Below are 17,220 nucleotides of genomic sequence, written 5' to 3' on the forward strand. Positions count from 1 at the left end.
ACGGCGGGAAGACCGCTGCGTTAACTATTTATTTCTTCAAGGCAAACCGAACAAAAAACCCTAGAATCAACAAAGGAGCAGCAAAGATCACCGCCAAATGACCGACAGGCGAACGGGCGTACTTCCAAAAATAGCGTAAGAAACTGTGAATCTTGGCAATTTCGACACGCCATGACGCAACCTGACTCGTTCCTCCAACGTGCTCAGCTTGTGCTTCAGGAACGAAAACAACCTTTCCACCGGCACGCCAATAGCGTTTGCACAGGTCAATATCCTCGACATGGAGGAAAAATCCCGGGTCAAAGCCACCGATGCGCTGAAACGCCGCAGCTTGCGTGACCATCAAAGCACCCGAAACGACTGGCATTTCGATGGCCGTCACAGGCAAGGGTTCACGGTTGCGATTCACATCCCGCCACACACCCGCCTCAACACCTGGCCTCGCCAAACCTGCAAAGCTGACCAGCGCTGCCCATAAAGTCATCTCACCGCGGCGGCCACCGCGCTGCTCTCGTCCTTGGGTGTCGCGAATACAGCCCCCGGCGAGTATCATTGGCGCTTCACGGGTTTGCCGCGCCATCAAAAGCAGAGTCTGCGGGCGAACCACGCAGTCAGGATTAACAAAGGCGAGGACGGGTTGCGTGGCGTGTTGTGCGCCGAGATTACAGCCGCGAGCAAAGCCGATATTGCCATGACCGCTCACAATCTGTAGCCGCGGCTCTCGCCCGGCCCAATCACGCAAATCTGCAAGCACTGTTGGATGATTGCCATTATCAACAAGGATCAATTCGGCACAAGCTTCAGCATCCAACAAAGCCTGCAGGCTGGCCGATAAAATCGGGCCGGTGTGATAGGTTACCACAATAGCGCTGATCATGGCGTCATCTGTCACCCCGCTACTGCCTGGCTTGACGCCAACGCCTTGGATTGCGCAACATGGCCGAGAAGGCGATCAAGGCGGCAAAGCTAACCCAGACCCATTCGCGCCAAGCCGCATGGCTAAAGCCCCAACTGATCGCCAGAAAAGTCAGACCACCTGCCAGCGCTGCGGCTGCAACCGGATATCGACCGTAAAGTCGGATGGCGACACCCCCACCCGTTACAATGGCTAAGGAGGCCAAGAGCGCACCAATTCCCCCAGTTTCCAGCCAAATATGTAGGGGCGCAGAATGGGGATGAAGCTGAATGATTGGCCAACTGATCCCGCCATAAGCTATTGGCGCATCGAAGGTACTGCCGGCACCCAGCCCCCAGCCTGTCAACGGCTTCTGCATGATCAAATGGGATGCGACCTCCCACATCTGGGCGCGACGACCATAGGACAGTGGCATAGCCTCCCCCGGCAAGGCTCTGTGGGCTAGATCGGCTAAGGTTGGATAAATCATCGGCGCAGCGGCTACCAGCACTGCGGTCCCAGCCGTCACAAGGGCCAGCATGAAGCGGGGAATCCGCAAGGTCAGAAGGGCAACCAATGTTCCAACAACCAGACCTAAGGCATTGAGGTCAGTTCCGAATTGGAAGGCGACAAAAAGAGCAAGGACAACCAACGCAAATCGCACGCGTGTATCACTTTGCTGCTGATGCAAACAGGCGAAAGCTACCCAGAAGAGAACCAAGGTCGCCGTTGCACCGCGCCCCATGTCACCCGCAATCTCCAAAGGCTCTTTGTAAGGGGTGGCGATGTAGGTCATCGCATAATGGCTTATGGCTTCACTTGTGAGAATAGCCAGAGCCGTGAAAACCCCAGCGACAATTGCCCGTTGGGCCAAAAGTCGATCTTGCCCTGTACAGGCGTGCACCGCCCAAACCACAATCGGCCCCAAAATGGCCAAAGTTGCCAACCGGCGCACAGTCTCTGCAGCCAATCCTTGGGCTGGTGACCAAAAGGACGTCATCAAGACCCAAAACACAAACAAGAATAGAAACAGCCAAGCCTCACCCGCCCGCTTGACTGTTTGGCCAAGCGAACGGTCCAAAGGGCGTCCGCGGGCAGTGAAGCCGAAAAACAACCCCCAGAGCCCCGCAAGGGCGAGTGCCATGGCAAGACCGGCTGTGCCGGTTCCCGCGAACAGGCCAAAAGCAATACCAAACGCGCCGGCGATGCGTGCGCGGGGGTCCGTTCGAACCTTGCGTTCGAGGTTAAGGGCTGTGCCGGTCAAGCAGCGACGTCTTTCAGGTCCGGGGGCAGGCATTCCTCTCGGAGAACACCAACGGCTTCGTCCAAGCCCATGAATTCCTGCGCCTGGCTACCGAATCGGCGCAAAGCCACTTTGCCCTCCTCAGCCTCGCGGCGGCCGACAATCGCCATCACCGGCACTTTGTCGAGGGAATGTTCGCGCACCTTGTAATTAATCTTCTCGTTGCGCAAATCCGTCTCAACCCGGATGCCCGCTTGGCGAAGCCGTGCAGCAACCGCCTCTGCATAAGCATCGGCTTCTGACGTAATCGTCGCGACGACAACTTGCACTGGGGCCAACCATGTCGGCAGAGCACCTGCATAATTCTCGATCATGATGCCGATAAAGCGCTCGAATGTCCCAAAGACCGCCCGGTGCAGCATCACAGGACGATGTTTCTGTCCATCCTCACCAGTGTACACCGCATCGAGACGTTCCGGCAGCACATAATCCAATTGGAAGGTGCCGCATTGCCATGTCCGACCGATCGCATCGGTAAGATGAAATTCTAGTTTTGGACCATAAAAGGCCCCATCACCCTCTGCGATGGAGAAGTCGACCCCAACGCTGCTCAATGCATCGGCTAGCGCCTTCTCGGCCTTATCCCAAGTCTTATCGCTGCCTGCGCGTTTTTCCGGCCGCGTTGCCAGTCGATACTCAATTTTGGTGAGGCCGCAGGCTTGATAGGTCCGATTGAACAAATTGAGGAAGCGTTTTGTCTCCTCACCAATTTGATCCTCTCGGCAGAAAATATGAGCATCATCCTGGGTCATCTGACGTACACGCATCAGGCCATGCAAAGCGCCGTTGGCCTCGTTGCGATGACAACACCCAAATTCGGCCATTCTAATTGGCAAGTCGCGATAGCTGCGCTGGTCGGATTTGAAGATCTGAATATGGGCCGGACAATTCATCGGTTTGAGGGCCAAAAGATCGGCGTCGCCGGAGAAGATTGGCGCATCATCCTCGATGGAGGGGGCTTCATCGGGGACCACAAACATGTTTTCGCGGAATTTCTCCCAATGGCCAGACTGTTCCCAGAATTTAGAGGCGAGCAATTGCGGCGTCTTGACCTCGACATAGCCATCTTGATCAAGCTGACGGCGAATGAAGGCCTCCAGCGTGCGCCAAATCATATAGCCCTTCGGATGCCAGAATACTGAGCCTTGAGCCTCTTCCTGAAAATGGAAGAGATCCAGGGCCCGGCCAATCTTGCGGTGATCGCGCTTTTCGGCCTCTTCCAACCGCATCAGGTGTTCGGCCAATTGCTTTTCATCAGCCCAGGCCGTGCCATAGATACGCTGGAGCTGTGGGTTCTTGGGATCACCGCGCCAATAGGCCCCTGCCAGCTTCATCAGTTTGAAGGCCTTACCCAGTCGGCCTGTCGAGGGCAGGTGCGGCCCGCGGCATAAATCCTTCCAAGTCTCGCCTTGACGATAAACGGTGATCACTTCTCCCGGCGGAATAATATCGTCAATGATGTTGGCTTTGAAGGTTTCACCAATGGCGTTGAAGTGACCGATCGCTTCATCGCGCGCCATCTCCTCGCGGATGATGGGCAAGTCGGCATCGACAATTTCACGCATACGCTTTTCGATTGCCTCGAAATCGTCGGTGGAGAATTTCTCAGCCCGGTAAAAGTCGTAGTAGAAGCCATCTTCAACCGTAGGGCCGATTGTGACTTGGGTACCGGGGAATAGCTCTTGGACTGCCTGAGCCAGCACGTGGGCGGCATCATGGCGCAACACTTCTAGTCCATCCGCGCTGTCACGCGTGACAAGTTCGAACTTGCCACCCCGGTCCAACGGACGGGTCAAATCCCACCAATCGCCATCGATTTTGGCTGCAACGACCTTTTTGGCAAGCGTTTTGGAGATGCCCTCAGCAATGGCCAAGGGTGTGGTGTTTAGATCGTAGGGACGGACTGCCCCGTCAGGAAATTGAAGCTGGATCATGGCCTTGTCTTTGTTGGTCTTTTGTCGTGGAAACGCTGTTTGGCTCACTCATCTGGGCATCAGCAGGTACATCCGGTGCAGGGCGAACGCCCCCTTGCCAGTCGCCATAGCGCCATGGCATCCAAGCTGGAACCGGACTACAGGTTAGAGGCACTGGATCATAACCCGCGCCCCCGCCGGGACGGCATCGGCAAACCCGCGCCAAACCCATCCAAGAGCCCCGCCACGCCCCATGCGCGGCGACGCAACCCGCTGCATAATCCGAACAGGTCGGCAGATAGCGACATTGCTGACCAATCAGCGGCGACAATGTCACCTTGTAAATCCGCTGTGCCACGAGCAAGGCGCGCGCCGCCAGAGACAGGCGCGACCTTGTGGATGGATTGTCGTCATAACGGCGCGTCGTGGATGAGAATTGCATCGTCATACCGCCGGGAACCAAAGCACGTGATCCCCAAGCCCTTCCTGTGACGGACCCTTCCTGTGACGGAATAGTGCGTTAATGCCAAATTACGAGACAGGTTCAACTCGCCGCCGCGAAGCGCCCTGCCACGCTTCGCCGGCGTTAACCGGTAGTCAATCCTGCACGTGCAAATCCATCAGTCATAGCGGCCCTTCTACCCTCATCACGGGGGGTTTGTCACCATCCATCGCGTCAGTTTTCGCCCGCCACCACCTGACGGGCTTGCAGCACAGCTTCTGCCAGATTTTTCCCAACAGATTTCTCGGCTTCATCAAGCGCATCGCAAGCCGCCTCAAAGGCCAGCAATGCAGAGGCGTGACGGGGTGGATAGTCACGCACAGCTTCGAGATACCGCAATTCCCAAAAGCGGCCGGTTGGCGGGGGGCCGGCTTCCTTCAACATCGCGCGAAAGCTGTCTCGCGCGTTACGGATTTCGTCAGGGCTCGCCCCCAAAATGTGCCGCATCAGAATGCTGGCGCTGGCTTGCCCCAAAGCACAGGCTTTGGGCTCGATACCTGCGGCAGACACGTGTCCCTCGTCGAGGGTGAGATCAAGGTCAATACGCGAACCGCACAAGCGCGACACCCGATGCGCCCGCCCATTAGGGCTTGCCAGCAGGCCGACATGGGGAATGTCAGCTGCCAGTTCGAGAACGCGGGGCGAGTAAAGATCGTGGCTCATTCGCCCTGATATAGGGCTAGCGCAGCCAGCATGAAAGCCGAAATCGGAAAATCGATACAATTTGAAACAACCTCTCATAAAGATGTGCGGATTTTGAGACTGGATGTTAATTGAGTTGGGCTATGGGCGATCGTGTAATTGTGAGTAACAGCCTTGATCCGTTCCTATGCCCTACAAAAGCACCTGATCCATGCGCGCCAGGAAATTCCGATCGTTATCATTATGATCGGGATTGCAGGGGCGTCATTTGCGCTGGCAATTCACCAGATCTGGCCCCTTATTTGGGTGGCTGGCTTTCTGACTGTATTTGCCTTTGACACATGGTTTAGCCACCGTTTGGCATCTTGGGAGCGCTCGCGCTTGATTGCGCCATGGACGTCTGTGCATTTGGGTGTGGTGTCATGTGTAACAATGTGCACCTTCATGATTGTACCCATTGCGATGCTGACAACCGGCGACATCGCGCTGGCTGTGGCAGCGATTGCCATGTTGGCGGCCTCAGCAACACGGGCAACCAATACCTTATCGGTCTCGCGCATTGCGGGCATCATGACCCTGACGCCTTTCGTCACCCTGCCGATCGCCAGCTTGCTTCTGCCCGTGGCCTCCCAAGAGGTTGAGGTAAGCTTCTCGCATCTTGTTGCCGTTCTCGCGACCATTTGTGGACTGGGCTATATTGTGATGGCTTGGCGTTATCGTGATATGGTGGAGCAGAAGCTTGAGCGGGCGCGGCGCGAGGCTCTTGTCCAAGGCCGCGCCGCAGCGCGCGACGCGATGATCTCCAAGTTAATGTTCCAACACACAAGCATGCGTGCCGCCCTGTTTGATACCAAAGGCCGCTTCCTTGCCGTCAATGCAGCCTGGCTGTCCGCGATCAACAAGTCCGAACAGGATCTTTTGGGCCGCACTATGGCTGACGCCATGCCCTCCGCCAAAGCAACTTGGCACGAAGCCATCGAGGCGGCGCTTCAGGGGCGTAGTACCCAGAAGTCTTTTGACCATCGGGTACGGGCCGATGGGGTTGAAGTCTATCTCGATTGGGAAGTTCACCCTTGGTACACGCCCGAGGGCCAGATCGGTGGGGCTATCGGCTACGCTCAAGATGTCACCGAAGTCTTCATGGTACGCGCCGATGAAAAGGCCAAACAAGCGCGCCTGACCGCAATGATGGCCCGAGCACAAGAGGCGCTGGATGAAAAGCGCAAGCTGCTGGAAGACCTTTGTGACGCGGAGGTTTTAAGCCTGAAATCTGCGTCAGCTAGTCAGGATGCTGAAACACTGGACGATCATGGCGCGACGCCAGCTGCCGATGATCCCAGCGGTCCCAGTGCAGGGCAATTGCTGGCTGGCTTTGAGCGAATCTTGCGCGACATTGACGAGCGCGACCATTTGCTTGCCACAGCTGTGCAACAATTGAGCGAAGCCCGGCATAAGGCTGAGATTGCCAGCCAAGCCAAATCTCAACTGATGGCCAATGTCAGTCATGAATTGCGCACACCTCTGCATGCCATTCTCGGCTATACTGAAATGCTGATTGAGGACGCAGAACATGATGGCCGGGGCGAAGCCGCGCGCGATGCCCGCAAGGTACAGAACTCGGCCCACCAATTGCTCAAGCTGATTAATGAAATACTCGATTTGGCCAAGATCGAGGCTGGTAAAATGGACCTAACCTATGAGCAGATCAATCTGCAGGAATTGGCAGAAGATGTGTTCCAGAGCCTTGGACCTCTGGCGCGAAACAGAGGCAATCAGCTGACTCTGACGGCGCCTGAAGACCCGATCCTGGTGCTTACCGACGGCTTCCGTTTGCGCCAGTGCTTGATGAATCTGATCTCCAACGCCATCAAATTCACCGAGAATGGCGATGTGGAGGTTTGTATTGCGCGCAAAAGCCCCCCGTCAGCGCAGCCCTATGTGGACATTTCGGTGCGTGACACAGGCATTGGCATGACAACTGAAGCTCTGTCCCGGCTGTTCCAGCCCTTTCAACAAGCCGATAACTCGGTCACTCGGACCTTCGGCGGGACGGGATTGGGGCTGACTTTGACCCGAGAGATGGTGCAATTGTTGGGCGGGACAGTGTCGGTGGAAAGCCAAGCAGGTGTGGGATCGACATTCACGCTGCGGGTGCCGGCGCGTGGCCTGTCGGCCAGCGATGTGGTGGTCAACATGATTGGCGATGAAACAACGCCACTTGTTCTCGTGATTGATGGCGATGATGTATCGGGTGCGCTGGCTCAACGCGCGGTCCAAGGCCTCGGTTTCAATTGCGCACTGGCTTGCACTGCCACATCCGCATCTGCCTATCTCGATTTCCGTACGGTTGATCTGATCATCCTAAATCTCGACATTCCTGACGGTGATGGCCTGACCAGCCTGCACAAATTACGCGAGCGCGATAGCCTGATTGACACACCGATTGTGGTGGTTGCCGACGACGATGATCAACGCAAATCGATTGCCGCAGGGGCGCAGGAACATCTTATGAAGCCTGTCACTGGAGCCGTTCTGGGCTCAGCTATTGCCAGATTGATCCGCCCTAAGGCCGATCACGTAGAAAATGACGTCATCAATTTGCCCGGGCTTAATCACTGGCGCGGCCTGAAAATGCGGGAGCGGGCCTAGTCGGCCTGTTGCAAATCATGCGACTTGTAAACGGCAAGTAAGTTCGGGGGAACGTCGTGCAAAGAATTTTGCTGGCAGAAGACCATGATGACAATCGCGAGATGCTGATGCGGCGTCTGACGCGGGCGGGGTTTGATGTGCGTGGAGCCTGCGACGGTCAGGATGCGGTGACCCAAGCTCTAAGCTGGAAGCCTGATCTGGTGCTGATGGATGTATCCATGCCGATCATGTCAGGCCTTGAGGCCACCCGGAAGATTCGTGAGAGTCTGGGCGCGAGTATCCGTGTCATCGCCTTGACGGCTCACGCCATGAATGAATCCCGTGAGGCCTGTCTTGAAGCCGGGTGCGATGCTTTCGCCACCAAGCCAGTCGATTGGCCTTTCTTGATGGATGAAATGAGCCGCCAGTTTCAGGCCAAAGCTTCATGATGGATGCAAAAGACAAAAGTTGGGCCAAGGTCAACATCTTGGTTGTCGACGACTTGCAAGACAATATCGATGTGATTGCGCGGCGTCTGCGCAACCGGGATGCGCAGGTCTATGAAGCCAGCGACGGACATGAAGCGCTGGACGTTTTGAGCGTATCGCCGGTCGACATCATATTGCTTGATGTCATGATGCCAGGTCTCAGCGGGGTTGATCTGGTCCGCCGCATCCGTTCCAAGCGCTGCGCCTCGGCCCTGCCGATCATCATGGTCTCAGCACGCAATGATCAAGCTATAATGCTGGAATGCCTGCAGGCCGGAGCCAATGATTATGTGACCAAGCCAGTCGATTTTCAGATGTTGTGTGCGCGCATTGAAACGCATTTGGGCATACGCGAAACCTATCGGGCCGTGCTGCGCGATAGGGCCAAACAGGTGAATATGGCCGAAGAAACGCGGCTCCGCCTCGCCGAGGCAGAGGCCCAGCTGGCCAATTTGGCGCTCAAGCGCTAGGCTTTAGCCCTTGTAATCTCGCCAAAGGCCATTGCCATCAAGGACTTGGATGCCGTCTGAATGAATGCGGACGGAAGCAGCGTCAAGCGGGGCCTTGTAGGCCCCACCGGGTACATCGAGGACATAGGTCGGTTGGGCCAGCCCACTGATGGATTGTCGCAAGCCACGCATTAATTCCTGGCCGTCTGCAACCGACGGCCGGAAGTGGCTGGTGCCGGGGGCGAGGTCTGGATGGTGGAGATAATAGGGCTTGATGCCCAAACTGATGAAGGCGCGCATCAAGTCAGTCAGAACTTCCAGCCGGTCATTGACCCCCTTCAACAAGACGGACTGGCTAATCAAGCTGATCCCAGCTTGGCGTAAGCGCGCGATGGCAGTACGTGCGTCTGGGGTCAATTCGCGGGGATGATTGGCGTGGATCGCCACCCAACTTGCCACCCCATCAGCCTGCAAGGCTGCGACAAAGTCGGGGCTGATCCGTTCGGGGGCAACCACTGGCACACGTGTATGCCAACGCACCACTTGAATATGCGGGATGTCAGCCAGCGCTTGGGTTAATTCATGGGCACGGCGGGCAGACAGCATGAACGGATCCCCGCCAGTCAAGATGACTTCATGGATCTGCGGTCGAGCTTCGATATAGTTTAGCGCTTGGTTGAGGACCGCGCCGGTCATGGCCTCACCACCAGGGCCAACCATTTCACGCCGAAAACAAAAGCGGCAATAAACAGGGCAGGCGGAGACGACTTTCAATAGGACACGGTCGGCATATCGATGCACCAAGCCCGGCACGGGCGAGAAGCCAGCATCATCAATCGGATCTGCGCTTTCCTCAGGCAAATACGTCAGCTCAGCTGCCTGTGGCACGAATTGAGCGGCAATAGGATCGGCCGGATCGCTTGGATCAATCAAATCCGCCATGGTGGATGTGAGAGCCACAGCATAGCGCCTGGCCACGGGAGCCAAGTGATCTGCCGTTTCTTTGGTGAGAAGCCCGGCGGCGACAAGATGGTCAAGTCGGGTCAGCGGCCGCCCATCCCTAGCGACTGCGACCTCACCCAACACCGGTTGACCCAAAGCCACCTGATCCGCGCTCGGTTTCGTCGAGCTCGTCGAATTCCATCCATCCAATCTGGGTAATCGGTGCAACAACCATTTGGGCGATACGATCCCCGCGGGCGATGCGGAAACCCTCCCAGCCATGATTGATCAGGATCACGCCCACTTCGCCGCGATAATCTGCATCAATCGTACCAGGACTGTTCAGGCACGTGATGCCATGCTTCAAAGCCAAACCCGACCGGGGGCGGACCTGTGCTTCATAGCCGGGGGGCAGTGCTATGCACAAACCAGTGGGAACCAAGGCGCGACGTCCCGGCAAGAGATCAATATGTTGACCGTCGGCTAAAGCTGCACGCAAATCCATGCCAGCAGATTGAGCTGTCTCATAAGTCGGCAGAGGCAAATCGCCGAAATGAGGCAGCTTGCGCACCGCGACCAAAGGGCGGACGGGCTCCGTACCAGCCGGGGACGCACCTGCCGTGCGATTGGCAAAGGGCTTCAACATCGCAAACTCCCTCAAAGCCGTACTTAACTGAGGCCGGTGGCCAAATTGGGCTGGACCGTCGGCTCAAAGCCGTAATGCTTCAGCCACCGTACATCGGCGGCAAACATGTCGCGCAAATCAGGAATACCATATTTCAGCATGGCCAAACGGTCGATCCCCATGCCGAAAGCAAAACCTTGGTACTGGGTTGGATCAATGCCGCAAGCACGCAAGACATTGGGGTGGACCATGCCGCAACCGAGGATTTCCAGCCAGTCTGTTCCTGTTCCGATCTTGAGGGCCCCACCGGACCGGTCACATCGCACATCCATTTCCGCCGAAGGTTCAGTGAAGGGGAAATGATGGGGCCGGAAGCGAACATCGACGTCATCGATCTCGAAAAAGGCGCGCATGAAATCCATCAACACACCTTTGAGATGACCCATATGGACGCCATCCTCAATCACGAGGCCTTCAATCTGGTGAAACATAGGTGTGTGGGTCTGGTCTGAATCGCATCGATAGGTGCGGCCAGGGGCAACAATGCGGATCGGCGGCTTCTGGCTCAACATTGTGCGCACCTGCACCGGGCTTGTGTGTGTGCGCAACAGCATGCGGCTGCCGTCTTCCTTTTCTTCAAAGAAGAAAGTGTCGTGCATGTCACGGGCCGGATGCTTGGGTGGGAAGTTCAGAGCGGTGAAGTTGTGAAAGTCGTCTTCGACGTCGGGACCTTCAGCGATTGCAAACCCCATATCGGCAAAAATCGTTTGGACCTCCTCAAACACCTGCATGATCGGATGAATGCGACCGCGCTGTTCCGGGCGTACCGGCAATGTCACGTCGATCCGTTCTGCCAAAAGTCGGGCGTCGAGTGCGGCTTGGGCGAGTGCTTCTTTCTTCTCAGCGATGGCATCGCTGAGTTGTTGTTTGAGACCATTGACCAGCGGGCCAAAAGTTTGCCGTTCTTCCGGACTCATCGCCCCCATGCCTTTGAGGAGTTCAGACACACTCCCCTTCTTGCCCAGCGCGTTGACGCGCAATTGTTCGACGGATGCCTCATCTTGGGCGGCATCCAATTGGGCAAAAAGTTCTTGGGAAAGGGCGTTGATGTCAGTCATGGCCATGGTCCTAGCCGATCAGCCCGGTTCTGGGGAGGGGGTAGGCGCAGGTGTGTGGCCGTGTGCTCACAGAAATGTGCTTAGTCAGCCCGCTGACAGTCCTGCCCTCGGCCCCTAATGAGGCGGGCATGAAATCAGGGGGGTTGAGCCCCATACGGGAGACTTTGATGAAATCTGTCGCCTTGGCCGCTGTCTGCGCGGCTTTATTGCCCACGAGCTTCCTACCAGTTGCAGCTCTGGCCAATCCGACGGCCAATCCAGATTTTGTCCAAAGCCTGTCCAACCCATTTTTCGAGCCTTCCACGGCCCGCCATGGGGCGCCCGCGTTCGACCGCATCAAGCCCGAACATTTTCGCCCTGCTTTTTATGAAGGCATGCGCCAGCAAAAGGCTGAGATGAACGCCATCGCCAATCAAAAGGCCGCTCCCACGTTCGACAATACGATTCTGGCTATGGAGCGTTCGGGCCAATTGCTGGATCGGGTCTCGGCTGTTTTCTTCAACATGACATCGGCCAATTCCAGCCCACAAATTCGCACAATCCAGCGCGAAATAGGCCCTGTGTTGGCCGCCCATAGCGATTCAATCAGCCTGGACCCGAAGTTGTTTGCCCGCGTCGAAGCGATTTATGCCAAGCGCGCCCAATTGCGCACGCCGGAACAACGCCGTCTTGTTGAGCGAGTCTATCGCGGCTTTGTACGCTCTGGGGCGCGACTGGATGAGGCGCAAAAGACCCGCATTGGCCAAATCAACCAGCGGCTGTCGAGCTTAAGTACGGATTTCAGTCAGAAAGTGCTGGCCGACACCAATCAGTTTACGCTTGTATTGGAAACTGAGGCCGACCGCGCGGGCTTGCCCGCCTTCTTCCTTGATGCAGCACTGGAAGCGGGCCGCGCCCGCGGCATGCCTGGCAAGCATGTCGTCACGCTCAGCCGTTCCTCGGTTGAGACATTCTTGCAATTATCGCCTAACCGAGCGCTCCGCGAACAGGCTTGGCGCGGCTGGATTTTGCGTGGCGACAATAATGACGGGGAAGATACCAAGGCGATCACCAGCGAAATCGTTTCGCTGCGGCAAGAGCGCGCCGCCATTCTGGGTTACGCCCATCACGCCGCGTTCACGTTGGACGATACCATGGCCAAGACACCCGACAATGTGGCCAAACTGCTCAACGGTGTCTGGGAACCCGCTAAGGCGGCGGTCGAACGCGATGCGCGTGACTATCTCGCACTGGCCAAGTCGCAAGGTTTTGCCGGCGATCGGCTGGAGCCTTGGGACTGGCGCTATTATGCCGAACAAATGCGGCGCAGCCGCTATTCCCTCAATGAAGATGAAGTGAAGCCCTATTTCTCGCTTGACGCCATGTTGAACGCTCAATTCTGGGTGGCCAATCAATTATTCGGGCTGACATTCAAAGAGATCACTGGCCAAGTGCCAGTTTACCACCCCGATGTGCGGGTATGGGAAGTCGCCGAAGCTGATGGACGCTTGATCGGCCTATTCTATGGCGACTTCTTCTCACGCGAGAGCAAGCAAGGCGGGGCCTGGATGTCGAGCTATCAGATCCAAGACCGGGTCAATGGCAATCAGAAGCCGATGGTGGTCAATGTCTTGAACTACACCAAGGCACCTGCCGGCAAGCCGACACTTTTATCTTATGATGATGCTGAGACATTATTCCATGAGTTTGGCCATGGCCTGCATGGCCTATTATCGAATGTGACGTATCCAAGCTTGGCGGGCACCTCGGTGTCACGCGATTTCGTTGAGTTTCCAGCTCAGGTTTATGAGCATTGGTTGGGTCAGCGTCAGGTCTTGGAGAAGTTCGCGCGTCACAGCGAGACCGGGGCCGCCATGCCCAAGGATTTGCTGGATAAACTGATGGCCGCCCGCAACCATGATCAGGGCTTTGCCACCGTCGAATTCCTCGCCTCGGCCTTGGTCGACATGGATGTTCACAGCCGCCCCGATCTGCCACGCGGCTTTGATATGGGGGCATTCGAGAAGGAAAGCTTGGCACGTGTCGGCATGCCGCGCGAGATCGTCATGCGCCACCGCCCCACCCATTTCGGCCATATTTTCGCGGGCGGCTATTCGGCTGGCTATTATTCTTACATGTGGTCGGAAGTGCTGGATGCGGATGGCTTCCGTGCCTTTACCGAGACCGGCAATATCTTCGACAAGGCTACCGCCCAGCGTCTGAGGACATTCGTTTATGGTGGGGGTAATTCGCGCGATCCAGCAGACGCCTATCGGCAATTCCGCGGCCGCGACCCGGACCCTAAGGCCCTTCTCGAACTGCGCGGCCTTGCCGATGGGACAAGCCAGAACGACGGCCTTTGACCATACCTTCCTACCCTCTCTGCTGGATAGGGCGGAATGACGGCGGGGGTTAGCGACCAGCCTTGTCGACTGCCCGCGCGTGGGCGATGATCAAGTCGGCCATTTGTGGCATGCGACTAGGCGGTAAATCATGCGCCATCGCCTCAATCACTTCAAAGCGCGCACCGGGGATTCGGCGGGCGGTATCCTGCCCACAGGCCAAAGGTACCAGCTGATCATGACGACCATGGATTACCAAGGTCGGGGCCTGGATGCGGGATAATGCGTCGGCCCGACCCGTGTCAGCCAAGACCGCCATCAATTGGCGCAAACTGGCTTTGGGATCGAAGGCACGGTCATAAGCTGCAGCCACGTGATTGGCGAAAGCGTCAGCCAGACGGGCCGGATCGGGATAGGAAATCAACTCCAGCGTGCGTACGCCGGCCTTAATCGCCGCATCGCGATCCATCTGCCCAGACCGGCGCTGGAGGAGCGCCCGGCGCAGACGCGGGGGTGCGCCAGGCAGACCGCGCGCCCCGCTGGTTGACATAATTGAGATCAGGCTGCGCACCCGTGCGGGATGGTGGATTGCCATATTCTGCGCGATCATGCCGCCCATCGACACGCCCACAATATGGGCCGCATCAATCCCCAAATGATCCAGCAATGCCACCCCGTCTCGGGCCATATCCTGCAAACTATAGGCAGTGGGAAACCCCAAGCCGAAAACAAGTCCGACCATTGCCCGCAGTGGACTGGCTACCCGCGCGTGGGGGAAGTGCGTCGACAGACCCACATCGCGATTGTCGTACAGGATGACGCGATAGCCCGCCGCTACCAATTGCGCCATGAAATCTTCTGGCCACGCGATCAATTGCCGCCCCAGCCCCATGATCAGCAATAGCGGCACACCGGACGCCTCGCCCCGCTCTTCATAATACAGCTCAATCCCATTGGCTTGGATGGTCGGCATGCGGTTCCCCTAAAGTCGCGTTTTATCGTCTCGGACTCACGGGATAAACAAAAACGGCCCCGAGGTCACCTCGGGGCCGCTTCGTGTCAGAATTTATCTGGAAGGATCAGGCGGCCAGTGCGGCCTTGGCCTTTTCCACCACAGCCGCGAAAGCTGCGGGTTCGCGGATGGCGATGTCGCTCAACACCTTGCGGTCAACTTCGATCCCAGCCTTGAGCAGGCCATTGATGAAGACCGAATAGGTCATGTTATGCTCACGCACGGCGGCGTTGATGCGCTGGATCCACAAAGCACGGAAATTGCGCTTCTTGGCCTTACGGTCGCGGTAGGCATATTGCCCGGCGCGCCAAACAGCGGCGGTAGCGGTGCGGATGGTGTTCTTGCGACGGCCTTGGAAGCCCTTGGCGGCGGCGAGAATGTTTTTGCGGCGGGCGCGGGTTTGTTGCCCAGCTTTAATACGTGCCATTATCTATATCCTCACAGGCCGTAGGGGGTCCACAGTTTCACCCGGGTTGCATCGCCCGAAGCGAGCACCGAGGTTCCACGGTTTTGACGGATATATTTGGACTTGTGCGAAATCAGGCGGTGGCGCTTGCCCACCACGCCATGCATGACTTTGCCGGTCGCAGTGATTTTGAAGCGTTTTTTCACGCCGCTCTTGGTCTTCAGTTTCGGCATTTTGCTCTCCTGTGCTGGGATGCACGGACTTGATTTCAATAAGAATTCAAGTCAGCTAGAATGACCGCCACGGCATGCCGTTGCGCCGGACGATCAGATGGGAGCGGCGATCTAAGCCAAGAGCGGGCAAAAAACAAGGGATTGGACTGAGTCTGCCACCCATGCCGCCGTCAGCCATACCTTGCCAGACGCATCTCGTGGCCAAGCCTCCCTGCAATCATATAAAGACATGTTTATATCTTTCTTGCTTTTTTCCGGGCACTCGGATAGAAGCCGCGCTCAAGAACCTGTGCGCGAAGGTCGCTGGCGCAGGCGTGCTTTCTTCGAGGACTTCTCATGACTGACTATATCGTGGCCGACATCGGTCTGGCCGACTGGGGCCGCAAGGAATTGGCGATCGCCGAAACCGAAATGCCGGGCCTGATGGCCACGCGCGCCGAGTTTGGCCCACAACAAATTCTCAAAGGTGCACGCATCGCCGGTTGTCTGCATATGACGATCCAGACCGGCGTGCTGATCGAGACGCTGACCGCTTTGGGTGCAGATGTGCGTTGGGCGTCATGCAATATCTACTCGACCCAAGATCAGGCCGCTGCCGCGATTGCAGCAGCCGGGGTTCCTGTGTTCGCCGTCAAGGGCGAGACGCTGGTGGAATATTGGGAATATGTTCACAAGATTTTCGAATGGTCGGATGGCGGCTATCCCAATCTCATCCTTGATGACGGCGGCGATGCGACCCTGTTGTGCGTATTGGGTCCTAAAGCGGAGAAGGATGCCAGCATCCTGAACAACCCGCAGAATGAAGAAGAAGAGGCACTCTACACCGTCATGAAGCGCTATTTGGCAGAAAAGCCAGGCTTCTATTCGGCCATCCGGGATGCCGTTAAGGGCGTGTCGGAAGAGACAACCACCGGCGTGCACCGCCTGTATCAAATGGCCGAGCGTGGCGACCTGCCCTTCCCCGGCATCAATGTGAATGACAGCGTCACCAAGTCGAAATTCGACAATCTGTATGGCTGTAAGGAGTCACTGGTTGATGGTATTCGCCGCGGCACCGACGTGATGATGGCTGGCAAGGTCGCCATGGTGGCAGGCTTTGGCGATGTGGGCAAAGGCTCCGCTGCTTCGCTGCGCAATGCCGGTTGCCGGGTGATGGTGTCGGAAATCGACCCGATCTGTGCCCTGCAGGCCGCAATGGAAGGCTATGAAGTGGTGACCATGGAAGATGCGGCACCAAAGGCCGATATCTTTGTCACCGCAACCGGCAATGTCGACGTGCTGACCTTGGACCACATGCGCCAAATGAAGGACCGCGCCATCGTTTGCAATATCGGCCATTTTGACAGCGAAATCCAAGTCGCCGCTTTGCGGAACTATAAGTGGCACAATGTGAAGCCGCAGGTCGATGAAGTCGAATTCCCCGACGGCAAGCGCATCATCGTTCTGTCCGAAGGCCGCTTGGTCAATTTGGGCAATGGCACTGGCCACCCCAGCTTCGTGATGTCGGCCTCTTTCACCAATCAAACCTTGGCGCAAATTGAGTTGCACACCAACCGCGCCAAATATGAAAACAAGGTCTATGTTCTGCCCAAGCACCTGGATGAAAAAGTCGCCATGCTGCATCTGGAGAAGGTGGGCGCGAAGCTGACCAAATTGACGAAGCCGCAGGCCGACTATATCAGTGTGTCTGAAGCGGGTCCGTTTAAGCCGGACACCTATCGTTATTGATCCAGTGGCCGGGTC

Annotated in this window: 15 protein-coding genes and 1 pseudogene; 5 read left to right on the plus strand and 11 right to left on the minus strand. The window is 56.9% G+C overall.

Going from position 1 to position 17,220, the window contains the following annotated elements:
* Positions 1–28: 28 nt before the first annotated feature.
* The 5 genes and pseudogenes from PbB2_RS02125 to PbB2_RS02145 all read right to left on the minus strand — a co-directional run bounded on the left by PbB2_RS02125 (position 29) and on the right by PbB2_RS02145 (position 5,276).
* Positions 29–877 carry a glycosyltransferase family 2 protein gene (locus PbB2_RS02125; protein ID WP_133245683.1) on the minus strand — a complete coding sequence of 283 codons (849 nt, stop codon included), beginning with the start codon at positions 875–877 and terminating at the stop codon, positions 29–31.
* Positions 878–896: 19 nt separating this feature from the next.
* A complete protein-coding gene (locus tag PbB2_RS02130; protein ID WP_192576118.1) occupies positions 897–2,159 on the minus strand; it encodes an O-antigen ligase family protein in 1,263 nt (420 codons plus the stop codon).
* A complete protein-coding gene (thrS, locus tag PbB2_RS02135; protein WP_108983628.1) occupies positions 2,156–4,132 on the minus strand; it encodes a threonine--tRNA ligase in 1,977 nt (658 codons plus the stop codon). Before thrS ends, PbB2_RS02130 begins: the two co-directional genes overlap by 4 nt.
* Before the next feature lie 148 nt (positions 4,133–4,280).
* Positions 4,281–4,496 (minus strand): annotated as a pseudogene (yidD, locus tag PbB2_RS16385) (membrane protein insertion efficiency factor YidD); the annotation flags it as partial.
* A 291-nt stretch (positions 4,497–4,787) separates the two neighbouring features.
* Positions 4,788–5,276: an iron-sulfur cluster assembly scaffold protein gene (locus PbB2_RS02145; protein ID WP_108983630.1), complete on the minus strand. Its 489-nt coding sequence runs from the start codon at positions 5,274–5,276 to the stop codon at positions 4,788–4,790.
* A gap of 153 nt (positions 5,277–5,429) precedes the next feature.
* On the opposite strand from PbB2_RS02145, the gene PbB2_RS02150 reads away from it, so the two are divergent.
* Genes PbB2_RS02150 through PbB2_RS02160 form a run of 3 tightly spaced genes read left to right on the plus strand, consistent with a single transcriptional unit; the run spans position 5,430 to position 8,841 of the window.
* A complete protein-coding gene (locus PbB2_RS02150) occupies positions 5,430–7,904 on the plus strand; it encodes a PAS domain-containing hybrid sensor histidine kinase/response regulator (protein WP_108983631.1) in 2,475 nt (824 codons plus the stop codon).
* Between the two features lie 56 nt (positions 7,905–7,960).
* Positions 7,961–8,332, plus strand: a complete 372-nt coding sequence (locus PbB2_RS02155) for a response regulator (RefSeq protein WP_108983632.1) — start codon at positions 7,961–7,963, stop codon at positions 8,330–8,332.
* Positions 8,329–8,841 (plus strand): response regulator, encoded by a 513-nt coding sequence (locus PbB2_RS02160; protein ID WP_108983633.1) that lies wholly within the window; start codon positions 8,329–8,331, stop codon positions 8,839–8,841. The genes PbB2_RS02155 and PbB2_RS02160 overlap by 4 nt, the downstream gene beginning before the upstream one ends.
* Before the next feature lie 3 nt (positions 8,842–8,844).
* On the opposite strand, the gene PbB2_RS02165 is transcribed toward PbB2_RS02160, so the two are convergent.
* Genes PbB2_RS02165 through pheS form a run of 3 tightly spaced genes read right to left on the minus strand, consistent with a single transcriptional unit; the run spans position 8,845 to position 11,505 of the window.
* Complete coding sequence (locus tag PbB2_RS02165; RefSeq protein ID WP_305790425.1) at positions 8,845–9,924, minus strand: lysine-2,3-aminomutase-like protein; 1,080 nt, start codon at positions 9,922–9,924, stop codon at positions 8,845–8,847.
* The gene (gene dut, locus PbB2_RS02170; protein WP_108983634.1) at positions 9,896–10,408 is read right to left on the minus strand and encodes a dUTP diphosphatase; all 513 of its coding nucleotides are present in this window, start codon (positions 10,406–10,408) and stop codon (positions 9,896–9,898) included. Before dut ends, PbB2_RS02165 begins: the two co-directional genes overlap by 29 nt.
* Positions 10,409–10,431: 23 nt before the next feature.
* Positions 10,432–11,505, minus strand: coding sequence for a phenylalanine--tRNA ligase subunit alpha (gene pheS, locus PbB2_RS02175; RefSeq protein WP_108983877.1), 1,074 nt, complete (start codon positions 11,503–11,505; stop codon positions 10,432–10,434).
* A 167-nt stretch (positions 11,506–11,672) separates the two neighbouring features.
* Here pheS and PbB2_RS02180 point away from each other — a divergent pair, with 167 nt between their 5' ends.
* A complete protein-coding gene (locus PbB2_RS02180) occupies positions 11,673–13,847 on the plus strand; it encodes a M3 family metallopeptidase (protein WP_192576119.1) in 2,175 nt (724 codons plus the stop codon).
* Positions 13,848–13,896: 49 nt separating this feature from the next.
* Here the strand turns inward: PbB2_RS02180 and PbB2_RS02185 are convergent, their stop codons facing one another.
* The 3 genes from PbB2_RS02185 to rpmI all read right to left on the minus strand — a co-directional run bounded on the left by PbB2_RS02185 (position 13,897) and on the right by rpmI (position 15,477).
* Positions 13,897–14,799 carry an alpha/beta fold hydrolase gene (locus PbB2_RS02185; RefSeq protein ID WP_108983636.1) on the minus strand — a complete coding sequence of 301 codons (903 nt, stop codon included), beginning with the start codon at positions 14,797–14,799 and terminating at the stop codon, positions 13,897–13,899.
* A 106-nt stretch (positions 14,800–14,905) separates the two neighbouring features.
* On the minus strand, positions 14,906–15,265 hold the full coding sequence (gene rplT / locus PbB2_RS02190) for a 50S ribosomal protein L20 (protein WP_108983637.1): 360 nt from the start codon (positions 15,263–15,265) through the stop codon (positions 14,906–14,908).
* 11 nt (positions 15,266–15,276) lie between these two features.
* Positions 15,277–15,477 (minus strand): 50S ribosomal protein L35, encoded by a 201-nt coding sequence (gene rpmI, locus PbB2_RS02195; RefSeq protein WP_108983638.1) that lies wholly within the window; start codon positions 15,475–15,477, stop codon positions 15,277–15,279.
* Positions 15,478–15,813: 336 nt separating this feature from the next.
* Here rpmI and ahcY point away from each other — a divergent pair, with 336 nt between their 5' ends.
* On the plus strand, positions 15,814–17,205 hold the full coding sequence (gene ahcY, locus PbB2_RS02200) for an adenosylhomocysteinase (protein WP_108983639.1): 1,392 nt from the start codon (positions 15,814–15,816) through the stop codon (positions 17,203–17,205).
* The last annotated feature ends 15 nt before the right edge of the window (positions 17,206–17,220 follow it).

Origin of the sequence: Candidatus Phycosocius bacilliformis (assembly GCF_003112735.1) — a bacterium.
In the GTDB taxonomy this organism is placed as follows: domain Bacteria; phylum Pseudomonadota; class Alphaproteobacteria; order Caulobacterales; family Aquidulcibacteraceae; genus Aquidulcibacter; species Aquidulcibacter bacilliformis.